The sequence below is a fragment of the Nibribacter koreensis genome (assembly GCF_039541795.1).
In the GTDB taxonomy this organism is placed as follows: domain Bacteria; phylum Bacteroidota; class Bacteroidia; order Cytophagales; family Hymenobacteraceae; genus Nibribacter; species Nibribacter koreensis.
This window is the reverse complement of sequence record NZ_BAABGX010000002.1, coordinates 129,248-146,316: the sequence shown is the minus strand read 5'-3', so window position 1 is coordinate 146,316 and position 17,069 is coordinate 129,248. Positions and strand designations below refer to the sequence as shown.

Below are 17,069 nucleotides of genomic sequence, written 5' to 3'. Positions count from 1 at the left end.
AAAGGTATTTCCAGAAAAAAGCCCAAAAACGCCTCTTGACTACTTCTGGAATACGTGATGGCACTGGTTGCAGGTGTATCTGTCTTTGGATAAGAGGGGCAGACTGAACGTGACCAGGGCCAGCAGAAAACCCATGAAGGATTTTAACCTGTTGCTGGAGTCATAGGCATAAGAAATGTTCTCTGAGCCGCACTGGGGGCACGTGATGACTTCATTCTGCTCATTGGTGTAAGGCTGGTCCTGCAAACTGCTCAACACGGCCTCTGCCTGGGCGCGGTCGCTTTCCAGGGTTTTGAGCTTGATGCCGCCTATAGAAATATTGTACAGCGGGTTCAGGGATACCATGTTCTCATCAAAGAGAAACGCCAGAATGCCTTCGCTCTCCAGCTTGTTTTTGGCCAGATGCGCGTCTATGGCGCTGGAGTACGTGGAGACGGTGACTAGTTCATCTTTCATGCAAGGGCAATTTAAGTAAGGTCTACGTTACAGCTTCCCGAAGTATCTTCTGAGGGTCCACTCAGAGAGGGCAATGCCCAGAATCAAAAAGTAAAACCAAAGCTGTTCCATCAGGTCTTTTTCTTCTTCCTTGCTTCTAAGGATGGTCTTGAAGTTGGCGTCTGTCAACTCTTTTTCCAGTTGTTGCAGTTGAGTTGGGTAGTAGAGCCTGGTTTGCGAGCGCTGGGCCAACTGGTCCAGCAAGGTATGGTTGGCCAACGATGAAAGCGCCTCCAATTGTTGCTGTTCTACAATAAATTCGCCGCTGTCACGGTACAACTTGTTCTCTACAGTTGCTGAGGCTGTGAATCTATACACACCCGCCGGGAGAGTGCCCAAACGCAGACCATCGCCGCCCTGCACGTGCTCAAACTGGTGCTGCGTCTTCTTGCCGCCGTCATGCGTGAGCGTCAGGAACACTTTTTGCCCGAAGATTTCTTCCTGCACTGCGTTGAAGGCATCTGCTTGGATGACGGGTTCCTCAGTGACGCCTACTACGTCTTTGATCGGGTACACGTGCAGGCGTTTCTGGTCTCTTCGGTTGGCCAGTAACTGTACCACGTGCGTCATGAGGCCGTCATAGATCTGCGGAATGCCGTGGTCGGCGGCCTCCGTGAGCCGCCACTGCCAACTGCCGTCCGTGAGCAGCACCGCGCCGGGAACCGGGGCCGATGCCTTGTAGACCAACAGTGGTTTGGTGGTGCGCACCGTGCCAACTTGCTGGTGCAGAATAATCTCAGTGCCAGCGCTCAAGCTCCAATTCCCGAAGGGCACCACCGCAGGCGGCCAGGCCGGAATCCTGGTTTTGGCCAGCGGTTCAGTGGAGAATCTCTGAAACTTGGTGTTGAGAACCGGCTGGACCTCGTCATACTGTCCTATGGCTCCCGGAAACTGCACGCCCGCTTGCAACCCGTTAAACGCCGCCATATTGGTCTGCGCGCCCAGCACATACAACGTGGGTACTTTGCCATCCCGCAGTCTGCGCAGCCAGTCGTTGCCGGTGCCGCTCATGCTGGGAATCTGGTGCAAGATGGCCGCGTCATACCTTTCTTTGAACCGTGGCGTCTGAAACGGCCCCAGGACTACCTCCACATTCAATAGCGGATTGGTGGCTAGGGCAGCTCTAAGTGCTTTGATGTCGGGGTGCGGCGCGGCGGCGGCCAGCAAGATGTTAAGCTTGCCCTTCACTACCTCCAAGTACACGTGCCGGCGGTTGTTTACCTGCGTGAATTCCTGGGCCAGCGGCTGCACCACTACTTCATAATGTTTCTTGCCCAGGGTAGAGGAGGAAAGCAGGAAGGTGGTTTCTGTTCTGCCGGAGCGGGGCAGCGCAAGGCTTTTACGAAGCAAGGTTTTGCCGTTCTCCTGCAAAAGGACGGTAGCATTGGCGCCCGTGTAGCCGCTGTGCTGTACAGTCACCTTGATAGGGAAAGACGTGCCCGAGTAATTGATCTTGTTGTATTCTACCTCGGTTAGCACCACGTCTTTTTTAGGAACGGTATCACCTAAAGCAATAGGGTAGATTTTGCTTCTATAAGATTGATAAGTAGGGGTAGGCCCCAGGTTGTGCACCCCGTCAGAAACCAGCACCGTAGCCACCAGGTTCTGATCCCTAAAGGCCTCCTGGCTTTGCTGTAAAAGGGAATGCAGGTTGGAGGTGGCCGCCGTGAATTTTGTCTCTGGCAAAGAGGCCGTGGCCAGAGAGTCATTAGAGGTCATGGAACGCACCTCTACCCGAAGCCCTTTTTTCTGCAACCGCTGCTGCAGACCATCTAAGCCTTGCAGGGTCTGCGTTAGCGTCTGCGCCGCCGTAAACAACTGAATGGACTGCGAATTGTCTACCGCCAGCACCACCGTGGGTTTGAGTTCTTCCTGCTTGATGATGCGCGTGTAGGGCTCCAAAAAAAGAAAAGCAATCAAGGTGAGTAGGGTAGCCCTCAAAAAAGCCAGCACCCATTTAACACCCCTTTGCCAGGGACCGCTGTTGCCGCGGTACAGGTACCAGGCAGCGCCTATGCCCAGCGCCAGGCAAAGCAGAAAGTACCAGGGAGAGTAAACGGTGTGTAATTGGAACGTGGGCACAGGCAGAAGATTAGCACAATTCTTATCTTTTAGCAAGATAGAACAAGTTCTATACAAGACATAAGACTTTTCTGTTGAACTTGTTTTGGTGGAGGTTATTGCCTTCCGTTTTTGGGCTGTTTTCTGGGAAGTAGGCCAAAAACGGAAATAAAGAAGGACTTGCTTTAAAAGCTCTTAAGAATCTGCTAATACGCTTTTGCGGTTCTTTGGTAAGAATGGATATAACCTCTAAGTTTAGGTAAGCATAAAGTGCAGATAAGCGTATGTTTGCGTTTATCCGGTAGTTAGCGGCAAGCAATAAAAAATGGGAAGCAGCTTTATTAAAATTAGAGAAAAAGGTTTCTGGGCAAATGATGGATTTGTTGAGGCAATGCAGCTTTGCCTTATAAATGAAATTGAGCAAAAGAAGTTGGATTCTGTAGCTTGGCTAAACGGATTTAAGCTTGAGCTATCCCTTCAATCTCTGCCTCTGATAAACGGAGGAATGTCCATGCAACTGGAAGAATTTCTAACCGACTTCCAGAGAAAAGAAACTATAATTGAATTAATCGACTCTATATGCGATAAAATAGAGACGTATAATGACTTCTTGACTGGCGAAAACCTGCATAGATTTAGGAAAAGAGCCATGGTACTACTTAAAGAATCTAGGAAAATTCAATTGGCCAATGAGAGCGACTTTACAGAAAGTGTGAATGAGGCAGGTTGGAAAGATTCAGCTATTCACGAAGTCAAGGAAAGATACCTTCACTCATTCAAGCTTTTAAAATCACTAATTAAGGGAAAGTTAGAGACAGGCTCTTCTTCACCCATAGACTACTGGAACTATTAAGAAAAATGCCTACCGCTAACATTGTATAAAAATCATGCTACGGCCGACAGCCTCGCTCGCTTTTTATACTAACCGTGAGCCTTGCCAATAAAAACTAAAGCCGGTGTCAGGATTCCCTAACACCGGCTTTAGTTTTTTACTAACAATCAACAATCAGCAATTACGTCAACATGCCGCCGTCCACTTGCAGGGTTTGCCCGGTCACGTAAGAAGAAAGGTCTGAGGCCAGGAACACGCATGCGTTGGCCACGTCCTCGGGTGCACCGCCGCGCTTCAAGGGGATGGCTTTTCTCCACTCGGCTACGGTAGCGGCGTCTAGTTCATCAGTCATGTCGGTTTCAATGAAACCTGGGGCTATGGCGTTGCTTCTGATGTTGCGGGAACCCAATTCCAATGCCACTGATTTGGTGAAGCCAATGATACCGGCTTTAGAGGCGGCGTAGTTGGCCTGGCCCGCGTTGCCTTTGATGCCCACCACAGAGGTCATGTTTATGATAGAGCCGCTCTTGGCGCGCATCATGTGCTTAGTGGCAGACTTGGTCAGGTTGAAAACAGACTTCAGGTTGGTGTTGATCACGGCGTCCCACTGCTCCTCAGACATGCGCATCAACAAACCGTCTTTGGTGATACCGGCGTTGTTTACCAGCACGTCCAGCTTCCCGAAGTCCTTCACCACGTTCTCCACCAGCTCTTCGGCTTGTTTAAAGTCTGAGGCGTCTGAGCGGTAGCCTTTGGCTTGAATTCCGTACTCGGCTAGTTCTTTCTCCAAGGCCTGGCCTTTTTCTACGCTAGACAAATACGTGAACGCCACGTTGGCGCCCATCTCTGCATATTTGGTGGCAATGGCGCGGCCAATACCTTTAGAGGCGCCGGTCACCAACGCAACTTTTCCTTCCAGTAGTTTCATAAGTCTTGATTTGGCGTCTGCATTCTAAACACATGCAGACAAGGATGTTCAGCCCCAAAGATACTAATTGCCGGCATTTGCAAAAGCACCTACTTAAGATTTAGGACAAGCCGTTTTTAGGCTGTTTTCCAGAAAAGAGGCCAAAAACGAAGCTTATTTGCAGAAACGCTGAACCGCGGTGCCCGCCTGCGGATTGCCCAACTCATACGATCGCTGCCAGTCTGCGCAGGCGTCTTTGCGCTTGCGCTGGGTATATTTGAGCACGCCGCGGTTGTAATAGGCCTCGTCCATCTCTGGATCCAGGGCAATGGCCTGGTCATAGTCTGCCAAGGCCATAGGGTACTGCTTCTGGCGCATGCGCAGGTTGGCGCGGTTCAGATAAGCCACGCTGTAATCTGGCTGCAGGGCAATGGCCTGGGTGAAGTCGGCAATGGCGCCTTTGGTGTCTCTTAGTTTAGCTTTGTTGAGGGCGCGGTTGTTGTAGGCCTTGGCGTAGTTGGGTTGAAAGGTGATGGCTTTGTTATAGTCGTCAATGGCGGCCTTGTACTGCTTCTGGTTCTGCTTGATGTCTCCTCTAAACTTGTACGACTCGGCGTCCTGCGGAAGCAAGGAGATGGCCTTGGTGAAATCTACCGTAGCCCCGGTGTAGTCACTGGACTCATATTTAGCGATGCCGCGCAGGCGGTACAAGTTGCCGTCATCGGGCTTTTTTTCAATGGCCCTGTCATATTCTACAATGGCTCCAATGTAGTCTTTTTTGCTGACGCGCTCCAGGCCTTCGCGCGAGTGGGTTTTGGCCGTTTTACAGCCTGCCATGGAAAGCACCGCCAGCAACGCCAGCAAGAATCCTTTGACCGTTTGCGCAGGAAATACAGTAGAAGAGAAAGTGGACATAAGGAAAGAGGTAAGATTGGTGCTACATACTCTTTTTAAAGAATATTGTTATACGTGTATATAGGCTAAGTCAACTAAATCTATGTCAGAAACCATGGTCTGGTGGTACAGGAATAGTTTGCTCTCAGCAGATTTTGAGGGAGCAGTACTATTAAAACGATGGGATTCCTGTATTTTGCCTATCACAAACCTAAAGACTATGAACAAACAGACCTTTTCCTTTCTAACCTTGGGCGCTTTAATGCTATGCCTGGGGTTGCTTATGAGTTGCTCTACCCAGACGGCCACCTCTGCCAGTAAAACCAATCCGTCAGAAACCACGGTGTACATAGTGCGCCACGGCGAGAAAGCCCCGCCCTCTGGCGCCATGACCGATGATCCTTCGCTTTCTGAGGCCGGCAGGACCCGCGCCGAAGCGCTAAGAACCCAATTGGCAAAAGCTCCCGTGAGAGGCCTGTACGCCACCAAATACAAGCGCACGCAAGAAACGCTTCAGCCATTAAGCCAAGCCACCAACGTGCCCGTGCAAATCTATGAGGCCTCAGATTTTGCGGGCCTTGCCACCAAGGTGAAGGACGCTCATGCCGGACAAACGGTGGTAGTAGCCGGACACTCCAACACGGTGTTGTCACTGGTAGAAGCATTTGGGGCGCAGAAGCCTTTTGCTGCCGTGGCAGATCATGAGTATGACTACCTATTTAAAGTGACTTTGTCCCCAGACAAACCCGCCATGGTAGAGGTCATGAAGTACGGAGCCGTTTCTATAGCGCCGGCCAAGTAAGAAGGCATTCATTACAAATGATGATAAAGCCGTTTTTGGCCTGTTTTTTGGAAAGCAGGCCAAAAACGGCTTTTTATTTAAATACCACTATTTGTTAAACAGGGTACTGTAGTATCCAACCTAGCGCGGCCGAAGCCTATAAGAATTTGGGAATAGACAGACCCGCAAACGTGGCGAGCAGCCCAATGAATACACTGGCGGCAATGTAGGTAGCGGCATACCCAAGTTGACCGTCACGCAGCAAGGCCACCGTCTCATAAGAGAAGGCAGAAAACGTGGTGAAGCCGCCTAATACGCCCGTAGCCAGAAAGAGGCGCCACTCATTGGATAAGTTTCCTTTCTCCGCTAACCCAAACACCAACCCAATCAAGAAACAGCCTATGAGGTTCACGCCCAGTGTCCCGAAAGGAAAAGCTAAACCAGCCTTAGATTGGATGGCTAGTGAAAGCAGGTAGCGGGAAATGCCTCCTACAAAACTTCCCAGGCCTATGGCCAATATCATCTTCATTGCTTGGCTCTTTGTAACTGTGTTTTTACCATGTATGGTTGTGGATGGCCCCTAGCAAACAAGGCATGACCAAAGGTAAAATTAAATAAAATGATTGCAGGCTTTTAGCAAGCTTATGTTCTGCGCTTGGCTTTTGTGTTTGGAGGTTCAATTTTCTGCAGGAAATAATCTCTCTCCAATTGTTTTCATCATTTTCCAGAGACTCAACAGACTGCAATACCCAATTGATTTTCAGGGTTCGTGAAATGTCAAATAGCAATGTAAAAGTCTGATGGTAATTGAACCTAACAACGATAGCCTAAGCCACAAAATTGATTCCGTTCTTAGCCTTCAAGAAAACATCAAGTTTAGGTCCTCTAAGGTGAATTGGTGTATGCCCTTCTTGTGGGTTTATAGCTGCCTACATCAATAGAGCTAACGATAGAATATAATTAAATCATAATATTCCTTTGGATGTTTCTAAATTGCCGGCTCCTGTTCTTACACCTGCATTGGTAATACCTTTCTATGAAACTTCTTTCTTATGTGTTGCTTCTATTGCTTTTTAGTGTTTCCTGTAAAGTCAAAGCTCCTTTAGCATCTTCAACACAGTCTTCTTTAGCCGAGGATGATGTTAAACTGATGGTAGATAAAAAAGCTTCCTGGCTACTAAGTCACCCAGAAATACATGCCGCCTCCATTGGAGTGTATAAAGGCGGCAAGGTGAGCATGTTCCATTACGGGGAGCTGGACCCAGGCAAAGGCAACAAGCCCACAGATTCTACCATTTATGAGATAGCATCCATTTCTAAAACCTTTACTGGTACGCTGGTAGCCCAAGCCGTGCTGGAGGGGAAGATGTCTTTAGAAGACGATGTCAGAAAACACCTGAAAGAAGCATATTCAAACTTAACGTTTGAAGGCAAGCCTATTCAAATAAAACACCTGCTTACCCATACCAGCGGTTTGCCACGCGCCTTGCCCAATGACGACCATATCTGGCAGAACCCCGGCGACAGTTTAGCCTTTAAGCTGCATGCCTTGGCAAAGGACTATTCTAAAGAGCAGTTTTTAAGGGACCTCGGCCAGATTAAACTAAGCACCTTGCCTGGCAGTGACTATGCCTACTCTAACCTCAACCCTAACTTGATAGCCCATATTTTAGAAAACATCTATGGTACATCATTTGATGAATTATTAGACCAGATTATTTTCAAAAAGGCAGGGCTCCAATCAACCAGAATGCAACTGACCTCAAAGGAGAAAGCACGATTGGCAAACGGCTACAATGAAAAAGGAGTGCTGATGCCTCATATGGAGAGTCCGCTTTGGGGTGCAGACGGCGGCCTTAAATCTACTTTGCCTGATTTAATGAAGTATATGGCGTTCCAGTTAGATAGAAGCAATGCCATGGCTCAGAAATCACAGGAGACGGTGGCAGGTTCTTCGCATGGATATTTTTGGACGGTGAGGGAAAGCAAAAGCACTAAAACAGTTTCTGGCCATGGAGGTGCGTTTGGAACCCAGACTTGGTTTTCTTTTTATCCCCAGCAAAACAATGGCATTGTGGTCATCACCAATGAATCTGGTCCTAACACGGCAAGTATTATCTCTGGCATGGTGCCTTGGAATTCCTTATACATAGACCTGTTCATGAAGTTAAAGCAAGAAGGCCGTGAAAAGACCATAGCCTTTTACAACTACCTCAAAACCAGTAAGACCAAAGAGTACCATTTTGAGACTGCAGAAACTGAACTAAATGAATTAGGCTACCATTTGCTGGAGGAAAAACGTGTAGAGGACGCTATCGCTATTTTTGATTTGAATACCCAGGAGTTCCCTGCATCTGCTAATGCCTTTGACAGTTTAGGGGAGGCCTATTTGGCCAAAGGAGATAAGAATCTAAGCCTTAAAAGTTACAAGCAAGCTTTAGCGTTAGATCCTAACAGTGATAATGCCAAGAAGATGATTCAAAAATTAGAGGACCCTTCCAAGAAATGATTTTTTTTATGACTCTGCCAAATACTACAAAAGTCACCAAACTTAATTGGAATGTAACCACAGAGAGGTATTCTCCATTAAGGGGCCGAGTTGAATATGTGTTTTAACTTAGGAGACAATTGCAGATAGCCGTCTTTAATATTCTTATCTAACGGTTAGGCTAAAAAGCGTTTTAATGCTTTTTAGCTGATGTTGTACCAAGTTTTTTTATTCAAAAAGTTCGATTAATTCTTTGGTTTTGGAATTTGCGGAAAGTCGCCTACCCAGTTCCCAAATATTATCTTCCCATTTTTTCCAAGGTTCACTTTGAGGATTATTTACTGTAATTGTTACATCTGAATTTAGAGCTATTACATGAAACCTGTAGGCCACACCATCAAGAGCTATTCCATTATTGGGCTCAAACAGGTCCCAGGATTTTAAATCTTTGATAATGTCCTTAAAGCTTTTCTGTTCTTCCTCAAAGTAAAATTGAGGTATTTGAGCCTGTTGTCCTGTTAAAAATATTCCTTGTACTAATCGTTCTGGATTTTTTTTCTCCCTAAAAGAATTTTCTTCAAACTTTAAACTAAAAAGCCCACCATTTCCAACAAAGGAGCGACTTACAGTAGCAATCCAAATGTATTTGATTCTTATTTCATTATCTCTCCAGCCTCTTTCATCCCTTATTATTTGTAACCCAGGCTTTAAGGTTGAAAGACCTAATTTAAGAGCTATTCCTTTCTCTATTCGTTGATGCCAACTAAACTCGTCTTGGTCCATTTGAAGCATCGTTTCATTTCGGTCCACTTTCTTTTATTTAAATTTGGTACAACGGCCTCGTATAAACGACGCGCAAGGCCGTCGGCCGAAGGGTGACGTTTATACAATGTTGGGCAAAGTTTTTTTTAATTGGTTATTATTGGGTCAATCTTCTGGCTTTCTATAAAATTTATTAATTTTTCAGATGTTATATTCTCTGTGAAAGTTTCAAGGTATTCGGGTCGATACACCTTTAGCTTTACCTGGTCATTGTTCACGCCAACCCAATTGTTCAAATCTTTCATACATTCATTTTCCTCTACAAATATCCTGTGCGAATCCTTGTAAATAAATCCTGCTCTTTTATTTGAGTCGATTATAACGTCACCGTTTTCTGCTTTATAATATATTTCTTGTAAATCTCCGTACCTGTCTTCAATCTCCATTGTTTGTAAACCTGTCCAGATAAGAAAAGCTAACCCTGCTATTACAAAAACAGAAATCCCTATTATTACTTTCGCTCGACTTTTCATTTATTAAATTTGGCCCAACGTACTTGTGTAAACGCCGGCGACGGCCGTCGGCCTAGCTGGCGTTTACACGTTGTTGTGTGTAGTGCTTTTTTATTTTTGGTACAATCTGAATGGATAATCTTTAATGAAATTCCAATTCTTGTCTTCTCTGGAGGTTACTTCTAAGTCTTTGTCCTTATGTCGTTCTTGAAGATTTTTAAATTTTGTGGAGTAGTCGGCAGTTGGTAATGTGAAGAACCAATAGTTACGACTTCCGCCAAAAGTTTCTATCAAAAAGATAATTCCTTCCTTTTTTGGGTCGAACAAACGAATAGTTTCTCCATCAAATTCGGAAAGTGAAGTATTATAGTCCGCTGTGGGTAGTCCATTTGAATTAACATGGTCTAATGAATGAGATAAGCGCACTATTTGAGTATAGTTATTTTGAAAGCTCCAGATATTCGGGTGATTGGGTTTTCTTAATAGTAAAGGGTAACCGTCATACTCAACTTCTGTGGTAAACCAGCTGTTTTCTTCCATTTTTCCTTTCTGTTTGCAAGAAGTTAAGTAAAAGGTTAAAATAAATACAATTAGTAAACCATTAAATAGGCTTTTCATTTTTCTATGCATTGCACACAACGTCTAGTATAAACGACGGCGAAGGCCGTCGGCCGAGATGACGTTTATACCTTGTTAGGTCTAGTTTTTTCTCTGCAAAGACTGCTCGTCTTTTTCTGTTTTTGGCCTGTTTTTCCGAAACGAGCCCGAAAACAGCTTGCCGAGCGTAATCAACTTTTCTTCTTTTTTCTTTTCCAGTCCGTCCGTTTTTGCCCTGATTTACGAAAAACAATCCAAAAACGCATTCCTGAAATCGGGCTGCACGCATTGAAGATAAATTCCTTTTGTACGCATTCAACGTCAATTCCTGCAAGCATTTTGCGTCAATTCCTCTTTTTCAACTTCTTCTGATTGTCGGGGAACGTTCCCGCAACTTTTGCTAAGCTAACTTTCTAATTTGGCAGATTCCAATTTTTCCACTTCTGCCACGCTTACCGATAATTTTTTCTGCACAGCGAGAAGAACGGTTCTTCATGTTTAAAATTAGACCTAACGGTCTCGTATAAAAAACGTGCTAGGCCGTCGGCCGTGGCATGGTGTTTATACAATGTTGGCATTAGTTTTTCTTAATTCTGTCAAATACTGCCTCAATATCAGATGGGTTTGCAAATGCTTTATTCTGCAAATAGATGCTTATTCCGTTCTCAGGCACAAGAATTAACCCTTTATCTGTTTTTACCGCGTCGCTGAAGAAATCCCATTTGCCATTCATTTCGGTGAACGGCCCGAAGGTCTGTATTCTTTCTTCTTCAAAAATCAAAGTTACTTTGGTGTCAATCATTTTACTATTCAGTCGACCTTTTAGCCACTTGGATTTTGACGAGTAATATTCATAAACCATTAGCGAGCCAAATACGAAAAGTCCGACAGATATGAAGATGAGTGAATCATCAAACAAATAAATTACCAACGAAGCTGTTAAGCTTATAAATCCGATTATGTTTTCCCATTTTTTGAACTTGCTTCTGAATTTAAGCCATTCAGAATAATATTCGTTGTAGTATTCTTTGTTTATATCTTGGCTTACTTGGATTTTCATATTTTATAAATTAATGCCAACGTCTAGTGTAAAAGACGGCGACAGCCGTCGGCTGGAGATGACTTTTACACAATGTTGGGTGTAGTCATTTTTATTCACATTTCACTACGCCAGCACTAAAATTGATTTTTGACACGATGGGGTCGGTTATGCTGTAAGTTATTTTGATGCAATCCCCAATTATTGGGTTTAATCCTTCTTCTGACTTTTGACTCCCTTCAAACTTTTGTCCGTCTACTTGATAGTCGTAACGGATATAAGAATAAAGCGAAACCCTAACTCCTTTTGAGTTTTGAAGATAGGTCACTATTCCAGTCGTTTCTGCTGAATCCTCAAAAGCTTTCTCTTTATATAGGTAATTGTTTACGCCCCATATTGTAACTGCTGAAAAGAAAACAGTCATTATCAATCGGTAAGTTGTAAACTCTATTCCTGCAATTTTAAACAAGTATCTTTTTTTCAATTCTCAATTTATTGATTACACCCAACGGTCTCGTGTAAAAGACGTGCTAGGCCGTCGGCCGTAGCATGACTTTTACACAATGTTGGTGGAAGCTTTTTTTTCTAAACTCTACAACAATTTTTTCCACCAAGGTTTTCTCTGTTCTTCTTCGTGACGCTCTGTGGCAGCCCTGTTCATCTCCTCCAACTCATAGTCCGCCCGTTTATCAAGTTCTGGCCAGTCAAGATGATTTTCCAAAGTGTATTCTTTGTACAGGAAGAGAAAGTCGGCTGTTTGTTGCTCTACTGATTGTAGATTGCCATAAACTTTCTTGTTGGCCATGTCAAAGTAGTCATCTATAGAATAAATGTAGTCTTTTTCAAGTTCGGATAGTTTTGCCTCATTTAGGAGCGAGTACATAGCTCTCACAATCAATTCAAGTTCTTGCCCTTCCGCTAGCCTTTTATGTAGCTGACCGAGGACAGCCTTCCCATTTGGATAGGATTCAGGTCTTAGATTTTCGCTGATGAGTGTAATAGCTTGATTATTTGAGTTAACGAGTGATAACTCTATGAAAAAAATATCCGGGTCTGATTCACTCAATATTATACCGTCTGCCCACTTCTTAACTTCATCTATTTCGATTAGTCCGACTGCCAATCCTACTTTGAATAGAGTCAATAGCTCTTTGAAATCTCTTGGGCTAAGCATTCAAATATATTTAAAGTTACCACCAACGGCTAGTGCATGAGGCGTGCGAGGCCGTCGGCCGTAGCATGGCTTATGCACAATGTTAGGGCAAGTTATTTTTTAGTCATTACCAGCTTAGATACTAGGTTTTTCCCTGGTGCATGGTTCACCTCTTCCTCAAAGGTTCTCCTTTTCACAAGAACAGTAGATTTGCCAGACCACATTATGTTCGAAGGGCCCCAGTTATTCCCGATTTCCAGCCTCCATTCCTCTGTCAGCGAATCGCCCTGCACTTTCAGGTACTCCATTCCGTTGAAGTTGTAGCCCGCCTCCAAATCAAAGCTGGCTGTGATGACGGATTGCCCGTCGGGAGAAAAGTGAGGCAGCCCGCATATATACTTCTTGAAACCGTTCTTCTTGTTTACCAACAGCCAGGTGTTTCCCTCTGTGAACGGGACATGCACCAGGTAATAGTTCTGGCGCGGGAAGAAGTGCTCCAGGTTGTGGCCCATCTCTTTCTCCTTGTCCCACTGTGGGAGGCTTACCGTTTTCCCGTTGTCCAGTTTCAGGACAAGCATGGAGTCCTTAATGCTGCAAAAGTCTGCCCACTTGGCTAGGAGCATCTTCTCCACCGCCTGAACTCCGTCATAATAGTCCATTCCCTTTGAGACGCGCTGCCTCTCCTTGAAGTCATCAAAGATTGAGGGGAAAGTCGTCTTCTGTGAAGGTGAGAAGTGGAGGATGTAACCCTTAAGGCTGATGGTATCCGTCTCTTTTACCGTGATTGACTTATCTGCTATTTCAGGTGAGGATGCTTGTAGGTCAGAAGAGGAGTCGGCAATAGGGGACGGGGTGGCGATTACCTCAACAGGTGCTACCGCTTTGCCCTCTTCTGTTTTATTGCCTTGGCAGGAAACTATGAAGGCACAAGCTGCCAATACAGGAATATATAATCGCTTATTCATTCTTATTAATTTGCCCTAACGGCTAGTATAAAAAACGTGCGAGGCCGTCGGCCAAAGCATGATTTTTATACCATGTTAGGGTGCGTTTTTTCTTCTTTAACTTTTTTGGCAGCTTCTACTGCTTCAATTGTAAACTTACCACTTGTAATTATCGTGTTAAGTTCCTCAATTGATTTCCATTGGTAGTTCTCTTTCAGTTTTTCAAATTTCTCCTCGTCGAGGTAGTAAATACCCGCAGGCGGTTCACTTGGAGCCTGGATGCCAAGAATCTCGACAATCCTTTTCCCGTTAAAAGCCATAAAAATCAAAAGTCCAATTAAGGAAAATGGCTGAAAAGTGACTCCTAACGATGCTATACTGATGTTTACTGTTGTAATAGATGGTGTAAACGCTAGAACGTTAAAGGTGCCAATCAAAAGTGTCGCGCCTAATACTTTCTTAAAATATTTAAGTTTGTATAAGTAAAGAGCACCTGTCGCTAACGCAAATAGGATTCCCAGGTAATGTCTCCAAGTTAGCCCAACATTGGAAGTTAAATATGCTATTGAAGTATAAATTAGTCCGCCAAAAAGAAGGATGAGTGGCAGTAACTGTTTTATATTTTCTTTTTTCATTTTTATTATTCAAAATGCACCCTAACGTACTGGGCTAAACGACGGGCGAGGCCGTCGGCCGAAGGTTGGCGTTTAGGTGTTGTTGTATGGCGTTGTTCTTTAGCGGTTGCCATGCACATTTCTCTTTTCTTTTTTTGGCTTCATTTTCGAAAACGAGACCTAAAACACAATCAAGTCTGTCCGTCGTTTTGCAAGCATTTTGCATTGATTTCTGCTCAAACGCAACGTCAATTCTTTTACATCAACTTTTGCCCCGACTGCTGGTCAAGGTCGGGCAACTCTGTTTTTAATGTATGACTTTTAATAATTGCGAATATTAGAAGCATTACAAAATGTAAAAGGAGGATAAAATAAAAATACATTTCCCAAACCAATGCGCCTCCATATTCAGAATCATAAATTCTGCCGTAGATGAAATAGATGGAATAAAGAAAAAGTATTAAGGCATTAATAATAAAAAATGTCTTCTTTCTTTTCCAATCCCGGAGAAAGTGATTTGAGAAAAACCAGCTTATCAGAATGAAAAAAGAAATAATGAAAGAGTCGATAAGTATTAGTTCTATTATTTCTTTAGCTGTCATTTATTCATTTTTTCTTACAATGCCATACAACGGCCTCGTGTAAAAAACGTGCTAGGCCGTCGGCCGACGCATGATTTTTACACAATGTTGCCAGAAGTTATTTTTTCTTAAGCTCTGAGTTGAAAATATTCTTTATCGCTACGTAGTCTTTCAACTCCTGCACGTCGCTGTAAAAGTTAGCATAAATTTCAGGGTTGCTAAAAGTAATTATGTTAGACTTGCCATTAATTATAAACTCTAAACTATAGCTATACCCGTCATTCACGAACAGGAGTTCTTCTGCTCTTCCCCGCTTTGTGTCTGTTGAGCCATATTTTTTCATTTTTGCCCTTAGCTCACTCTGGCTTGGTAGTCGGGTTAGGTTTTTCTGTAAAAGACTCTGAAATAATTCCTCGAATCCCTTAGCAGCTTCTAATGGAAGTTTCTGGATGTTGATTTTAGGGTAATTGGATTCGCTGTATTGGGTGCCTGTCCATTTGTTTCTCCGTTTCGATAATATCTTTAGGGTAGTTGTGTTGCTTATTTCTTCACGCTCGTAGAACCTGATTTCAATTTCATTTCTGGAATCCTTAATTCGATTAAGATTAATTCTTTTCTCGAAATCCTTGTTTGGAGATAGGTTGAGAGAGTCAGCTTGAAAACCTTTTATCGTTGCTATCCCAGTGTTTTTTACTTGAGAGATGCCTTTCATATTTGAAAGGAGCAAAAACAGAGTTAGCAACTTCAGATTTTTCATATTTATAATTACTGGCAACGGCTAGGCTAAGCGCCGGGCGAGGCCGTCGGCTGAGACTGGAGTTTAGGTGTTGTTATAGCGCGTTTTTCTTTTCTCCTTTAACCACTTTTGCCTCAACATCTTTAGGCTTCCAGTTTCTTAGAGTTTCTACTTCACGTTCATCCGTAAATTTTAAAAGGAGGCCAAAACTTAACTTATCAGAATTAATATTTCTGTTGTCGTGGACTGCTATTATTTGTCCTTCTTTGATTTGGCCATTGAAACTAAATTTCAGATTGTCGCCTGCGGAAACCATTCCGTCTAAAGCTTCTCCTGAAAATACTATCCCTCTATCCGTAATGTAAAATGTATCACGTATGATGAACCTTATTTCCTGGTTTTCTTCTTGACGGTTTTTCATTTCTTTAAATGCGCTATAACGGACTAGTATAAACAACGAGCAAGGCCGTCGGCCGTGGCTTGGTGTTTATACAGTGTTACCTGACGATTTTTATTTTTATTGATTCCAATATTTTTTGATAAGTGCTAGATTCAAGATTAGGCCCTACCATATTGATACTATAAACTACATTGTCGTGATTGAATACTACTGCGCGTTCAAATAAATCTCCTCTATGGCCTTCGTAACTTATTGCGTCCTTATCTTTTAATTTTATGGTTTTCAAGGAAATGAGGCGAAAATCATTTCTTTGACTTAAAGTGTTGTTAAGATTATTCTTAAGCGAATCTTGATGAAATGAGCTATCATTAGTTGCATCTTCTGAAAACGTAGCTATTGAAAGTCCATATTGCGTGACACCATTACTTGGCAATTTATTGCTTCCGATGCCCCTAGTCACGCAAAAAACATCTCCATTAGACAAATAAGAGGTGTCTATGGTTTCTACTGTATCCTTGGGTAATAGCAATTCAATATTGTCAAAAGAGTAGCGAGATAACCCATCATTCTCTTTCCCGATTCTTTTTTCTAGCAAAAATTGGTTCTTGAACAGAACTCCTAAAACTACGGCTACCCCAACAAGGATATAAAAGAAAGTTTTTTTATTCATTTCTAAATTGACAGGTAACGGTTAGTATAAACGACGGCGAAGGCCGTCGGCCGAGGTGATGTTTATACCTTGTTGGGTGACGTTGTTTTTTAGAGTCATTTGATAAGATTCTCACTTGCAGGAATCCACAGGTTATTTTTGTAAGGAATGTACCGATCAATCTCTTCTTGCAGGCAGTAATCCAAGACTTTAATGAAGTCACCATACTTAGATTTGCCAGTAAACACAATGTGGATTCCGTTTATCTGCCGTACTTTTTCATTGAACCCTTTGAGATAGTCTTTAATCTCTGCCATCTTAAGACTGTCGCTCTGTTTCACCCCCGTTAAACTAATCCTTTTGTAGTCACCATAAGTAGAATCGAATGGTAAGGAGTTTGAGGGGTTCCAGAAGTTTACGACAATCATGCCTTTGTTTAGGTTTTCTTCCTGGTTTTTGTACTCGTTATAGAGAAAGACAGACAATGCAATGATTGCTATGAAGAAGACTAAGTCAACTATCTTATTTGCCATTGCAGTCTTCAGCATAATTTACCTGTTATTCAACTTTCTAAGATTCTTACAATGACACCCAACGGCCTCGTGCATGAGGCGTGCTAGGCCG

The 17,069-nt window shown here is 43.6% G+C and carries 20 protein-coding genes; 3 read left to right on the top strand and 17 right to left on the bottom strand.

Annotated features, from left to right (window positions below):
* Positions 1–39: 39 nt before the first annotated feature.
* Positions 40–456: a putative signal transducing protein gene (locus tag ABD880_RS07815; protein WP_345164382.1), complete on the bottom strand. Its 417-nt coding sequence runs from the start codon at positions 454–456 to the stop codon at positions 40–42.
* Positions 457–483: 27 nt separating this feature from the next.
* On the bottom strand, positions 484–2,577 hold the full coding sequence (locus tag ABD880_RS07810) for a VWA domain-containing protein (protein WP_345164380.1): 2,094 nt from the start codon (positions 2,575–2,577) through the stop codon (positions 484–486).
* 304 nt (positions 2,578–2,881) lie between these two features.
* On the opposite strand from ABD880_RS07810, the gene ABD880_RS07805 reads away from it, so the two are divergent.
* A complete protein-coding gene (locus tag ABD880_RS07805; RefSeq protein ID WP_345164378.1) occupies positions 2,882–3,409 on the top strand; it encodes a hypothetical protein in 528 nt (175 codons plus the stop codon).
* Positions 3,410–3,569: 160 nt separating this feature from the next.
* Here ABD880_RS07805 and fabG read toward each other — a convergent pair whose 3' ends face one another.
* The gene (fabG, locus tag ABD880_RS07800; protein ID WP_066509501.1) at positions 3,570–4,316 is read right to left on the bottom strand and encodes a 3-oxoacyl-[acyl-carrier-protein] reductase; all 747 of its coding nucleotides are present in this window, start codon (positions 4,314–4,316) and stop codon (positions 3,570–3,572) included.
* Positions 4,317–4,469: 153 nt separating this feature from the next.
* The gene (locus ABD880_RS07795; protein ID WP_345164375.1) at positions 4,470–5,210 is read right to left on the bottom strand and encodes a tetratricopeptide repeat protein; all 741 of its coding nucleotides are present in this window, start codon (positions 5,208–5,210) and stop codon (positions 4,470–4,472) included.
* Positions 5,211–5,409: 199 nt separating this feature from the next.
* Between ABD880_RS07795 and ABD880_RS07790 the strand changes: the two genes are divergently transcribed.
* On the top strand, positions 5,410–5,991 hold the full coding sequence (locus tag ABD880_RS07790) for a SixA phosphatase family protein (protein WP_345164373.1): 582 nt from the start codon (positions 5,410–5,412) through the stop codon (positions 5,989–5,991).
* Between the two features lie 136 nt (positions 5,992–6,127).
* Here the strand turns inward: ABD880_RS07790 and crcB are convergent, their stop codons facing one another.
* A complete protein-coding gene (crcB, locus tag ABD880_RS07785) occupies positions 6,128–6,499 on the bottom strand; it encodes a fluoride efflux transporter CrcB (RefSeq protein ID WP_345164371.1) in 372 nt (123 codons plus the stop codon).
* 507 nt (positions 6,500–7,006) lie between these two features.
* Here crcB and ABD880_RS07780 point away from each other — a divergent pair.
* Positions 7,007–8,479 carry a serine hydrolase domain-containing protein gene (locus ABD880_RS07780; protein ID WP_345164369.1) on the top strand — a complete coding sequence of 491 codons (1,473 nt, stop codon included), beginning with the start codon at positions 7,007–7,009 and terminating at the stop codon, positions 8,477–8,479.
* A gap of 207 nt (positions 8,480–8,686) precedes the next feature.
* Here ABD880_RS07780 and ABD880_RS07775 read toward each other — a convergent pair whose 3' ends face one another.
* From ABD880_RS07775 to ABD880_RS07720, 12 genes are all read right to left on the bottom strand, one after another.
* Positions 8,687–9,241 carry a hypothetical protein gene (locus ABD880_RS07775; protein ID WP_345164367.1) on the bottom strand — a complete coding sequence of 185 codons (555 nt, stop codon included), beginning with the start codon at positions 9,239–9,241 and terminating at the stop codon, positions 8,687–8,689.
* A 125-nt stretch (positions 9,242–9,366) separates the two neighbouring features.
* Positions 9,367–9,666 (bottom strand): hypothetical protein, encoded by a 300-nt coding sequence (locus ABD880_RS07770; protein WP_345164364.1) that lies wholly within the window; start codon positions 9,664–9,666, stop codon positions 9,367–9,369.
* 177 nt (positions 9,667–9,843) lie between these two features.
* Positions 9,844–10,350, bottom strand: coding sequence for a DUF695 domain-containing protein (locus ABD880_RS07765; RefSeq protein ID WP_345164362.1), 507 nt, complete (start codon positions 10,348–10,350; stop codon positions 9,844–9,846).
* A gap of 556 nt (positions 10,351–10,906) precedes the next feature.
* Positions 10,907–11,389, bottom strand: a complete 483-nt coding sequence (locus ABD880_RS07760; protein WP_345164361.1) for a hypothetical protein — start codon at positions 11,387–11,389, stop codon at positions 10,907–10,909.
* Positions 11,390–11,480: 91 nt separating this feature from the next.
* Positions 11,481–11,852: a hypothetical protein gene (locus ABD880_RS07755; protein WP_345164359.1), complete on the bottom strand. Its 372-nt coding sequence runs from the start codon at positions 11,850–11,852 to the stop codon at positions 11,481–11,483.
* A 108-nt stretch (positions 11,853–11,960) separates the two neighbouring features.
* A complete protein-coding gene (locus ABD880_RS07750) occupies positions 11,961–12,542 on the bottom strand; it encodes a hypothetical protein (protein ID WP_345164357.1) in 582 nt (193 codons plus the stop codon).
* Positions 12,543–12,634: 92 nt separating this feature from the next.
* Positions 12,635–13,486 (bottom strand): hypothetical protein, encoded by an 852-nt coding sequence (locus ABD880_RS07745; RefSeq protein ID WP_345164355.1) that lies wholly within the window; start codon positions 13,484–13,486, stop codon positions 12,635–12,637.
* 65 nt (positions 13,487–13,551) lie between these two features.
* Positions 13,552–14,100 (bottom strand): hypothetical protein, encoded by a 549-nt coding sequence (locus tag ABD880_RS07740; RefSeq protein WP_345164353.1) that lies wholly within the window; start codon positions 14,098–14,100, stop codon positions 13,552–13,554.
* Positions 14,101–14,778: 678 nt separating this feature from the next.
* Positions 14,779–15,417, bottom strand: coding sequence for a hypothetical protein (locus ABD880_RS07735; RefSeq protein WP_345164351.1), 639 nt, complete (start codon positions 15,415–15,417; stop codon positions 14,779–14,781).
* A gap of 73 nt (positions 15,418–15,490) precedes the next feature.
* On the bottom strand, positions 15,491–15,817 hold the full coding sequence (locus tag ABD880_RS07730; RefSeq protein WP_345164349.1) for a hypothetical protein: 327 nt from the start codon (positions 15,815–15,817) through the stop codon (positions 15,491–15,493).
* Positions 15,818–15,893: 76 nt separating this feature from the next.
* Positions 15,894–16,466 carry a hypothetical protein gene (locus tag ABD880_RS07725; RefSeq protein WP_345164347.1) on the bottom strand — a complete coding sequence of 191 codons (573 nt, stop codon included), beginning with the start codon at positions 16,464–16,466 and terminating at the stop codon, positions 15,894–15,896.
* Between the two features lie 95 nt (positions 16,467–16,561).
* The gene (locus tag ABD880_RS07720; RefSeq protein WP_345164345.1) at positions 16,562–16,993 is read right to left on the bottom strand and encodes a hypothetical protein; all 432 of its coding nucleotides are present in this window, start codon (positions 16,991–16,993) and stop codon (positions 16,562–16,564) included.
* Positions 16,994–17,069 lie beyond the last annotated feature (76 nt).

Bases quoted from the DNA above. Each gene is read 5' to 3' on its own strand.
- ABD880_RS07815 (WP_345164382.1), bottom strand. From the start codon at position 456: ATGAAAGATGAACTAGTCACCGTCTCCACGTACTCCAGCGCCATAGAC.
- ABD880_RS07805 (WP_345164378.1), top strand. From the start codon at position 2,882: ATGGGAAGCAGCTTTATTAAAATTAGAGAAAAAGGTTTCTGGGCAAAT.
- fabG (WP_066509501.1), bottom strand. From the start codon at position 4,316: ATGAAACTACTGGAAGGAAAAGTTGCGTTGGTGACCGGCGCCTCTAAA.
- ABD880_RS07795 (WP_345164375.1), bottom strand. From the start codon at position 5,210: ATGTCCACTTTCTCTTCTACTGTATTTCCTGCGCAAACGGTCAAAGGA.
- ABD880_RS07790 (WP_345164373.1), top strand. From the start codon at position 5,410: ATGAACAAACAGACCTTTTCCTTTCTAACCTTGGGCGCTTTAATGCTA.
- crcB (WP_345164371.1), bottom strand. From the start codon at position 6,499: ATGAAGATGATATTGGCCATAGGCCTGGGAAGTTTTGTAGGAGGCATT.
- ABD880_RS07780 (WP_345164369.1), top strand. From the start codon at position 7,007: ATGAAACTTCTTTCTTATGTGTTGCTTCTATTGCTTTTTAGTGTTTCC.
- ABD880_RS07775 (WP_345164367.1), bottom strand. From the start codon at position 9,241: ATGGACCAAGACGAGTTTAGTTGGCATCAACGAATAGAGAAAGGAATA.
- ABD880_RS07770 (WP_345164364.1), bottom strand. From the start codon at position 9,666: ATGGAGATTGAAGACAGGTACGGAGATTTACAAGAAATATATTATAAA.
- ABD880_RS07765 (WP_345164362.1), bottom strand. From the start codon at position 10,350: ATGAAAAGCCTATTTAATGGTTTACTAATTGTATTTATTTTAACCTTT.
- ABD880_RS07760 (WP_345164361.1), bottom strand. From the start codon at position 11,389: ATGAAAATCCAAGTAAGCCAAGATATAAACAAAGAATACTACAACGAA.
- ABD880_RS07750 (WP_345164357.1), bottom strand. From the start codon at position 12,542: ATGCTTAGCCCAAGAGATTTCAAAGAGCTATTGACTCTATTCAAAGTA.
- ABD880_RS07745 (WP_345164355.1), bottom strand. From the start codon at position 13,486: ATGAATAAGCGATTATATATTCCTGTATTGGCAGCTTGTGCCTTCATA.
- ABD880_RS07740 (WP_345164353.1), bottom strand. From the start codon at position 14,100: ATGAAAAAAGAAAATATAAAACAGTTACTGCCACTCATCCTTCTTTTT.
- ABD880_RS07735 (WP_345164351.1), bottom strand. From the start codon at position 15,417: ATGAAAAATCTGAAGTTGCTAACTCTGTTTTTGCTCCTTTCAAATATG.
- ABD880_RS07730 (WP_345164349.1), bottom strand. From the start codon at position 15,817: ATGAAAAACCGTCAAGAAGAAAACCAGGAAATAAGGTTCATCATACGT.
- ABD880_RS07725 (WP_345164347.1), bottom strand. From the start codon at position 16,466: ATGAATAAAAAAACTTTCTTTTATATCCTTGTTGGGGTAGCCGTAGTT.
- ABD880_RS07720 (WP_345164345.1), bottom strand. From the start codon at position 16,993: ATGCTGAAGACTGCAATGGCAAATAAGATAGTTGACTTAGTCTTCTTC.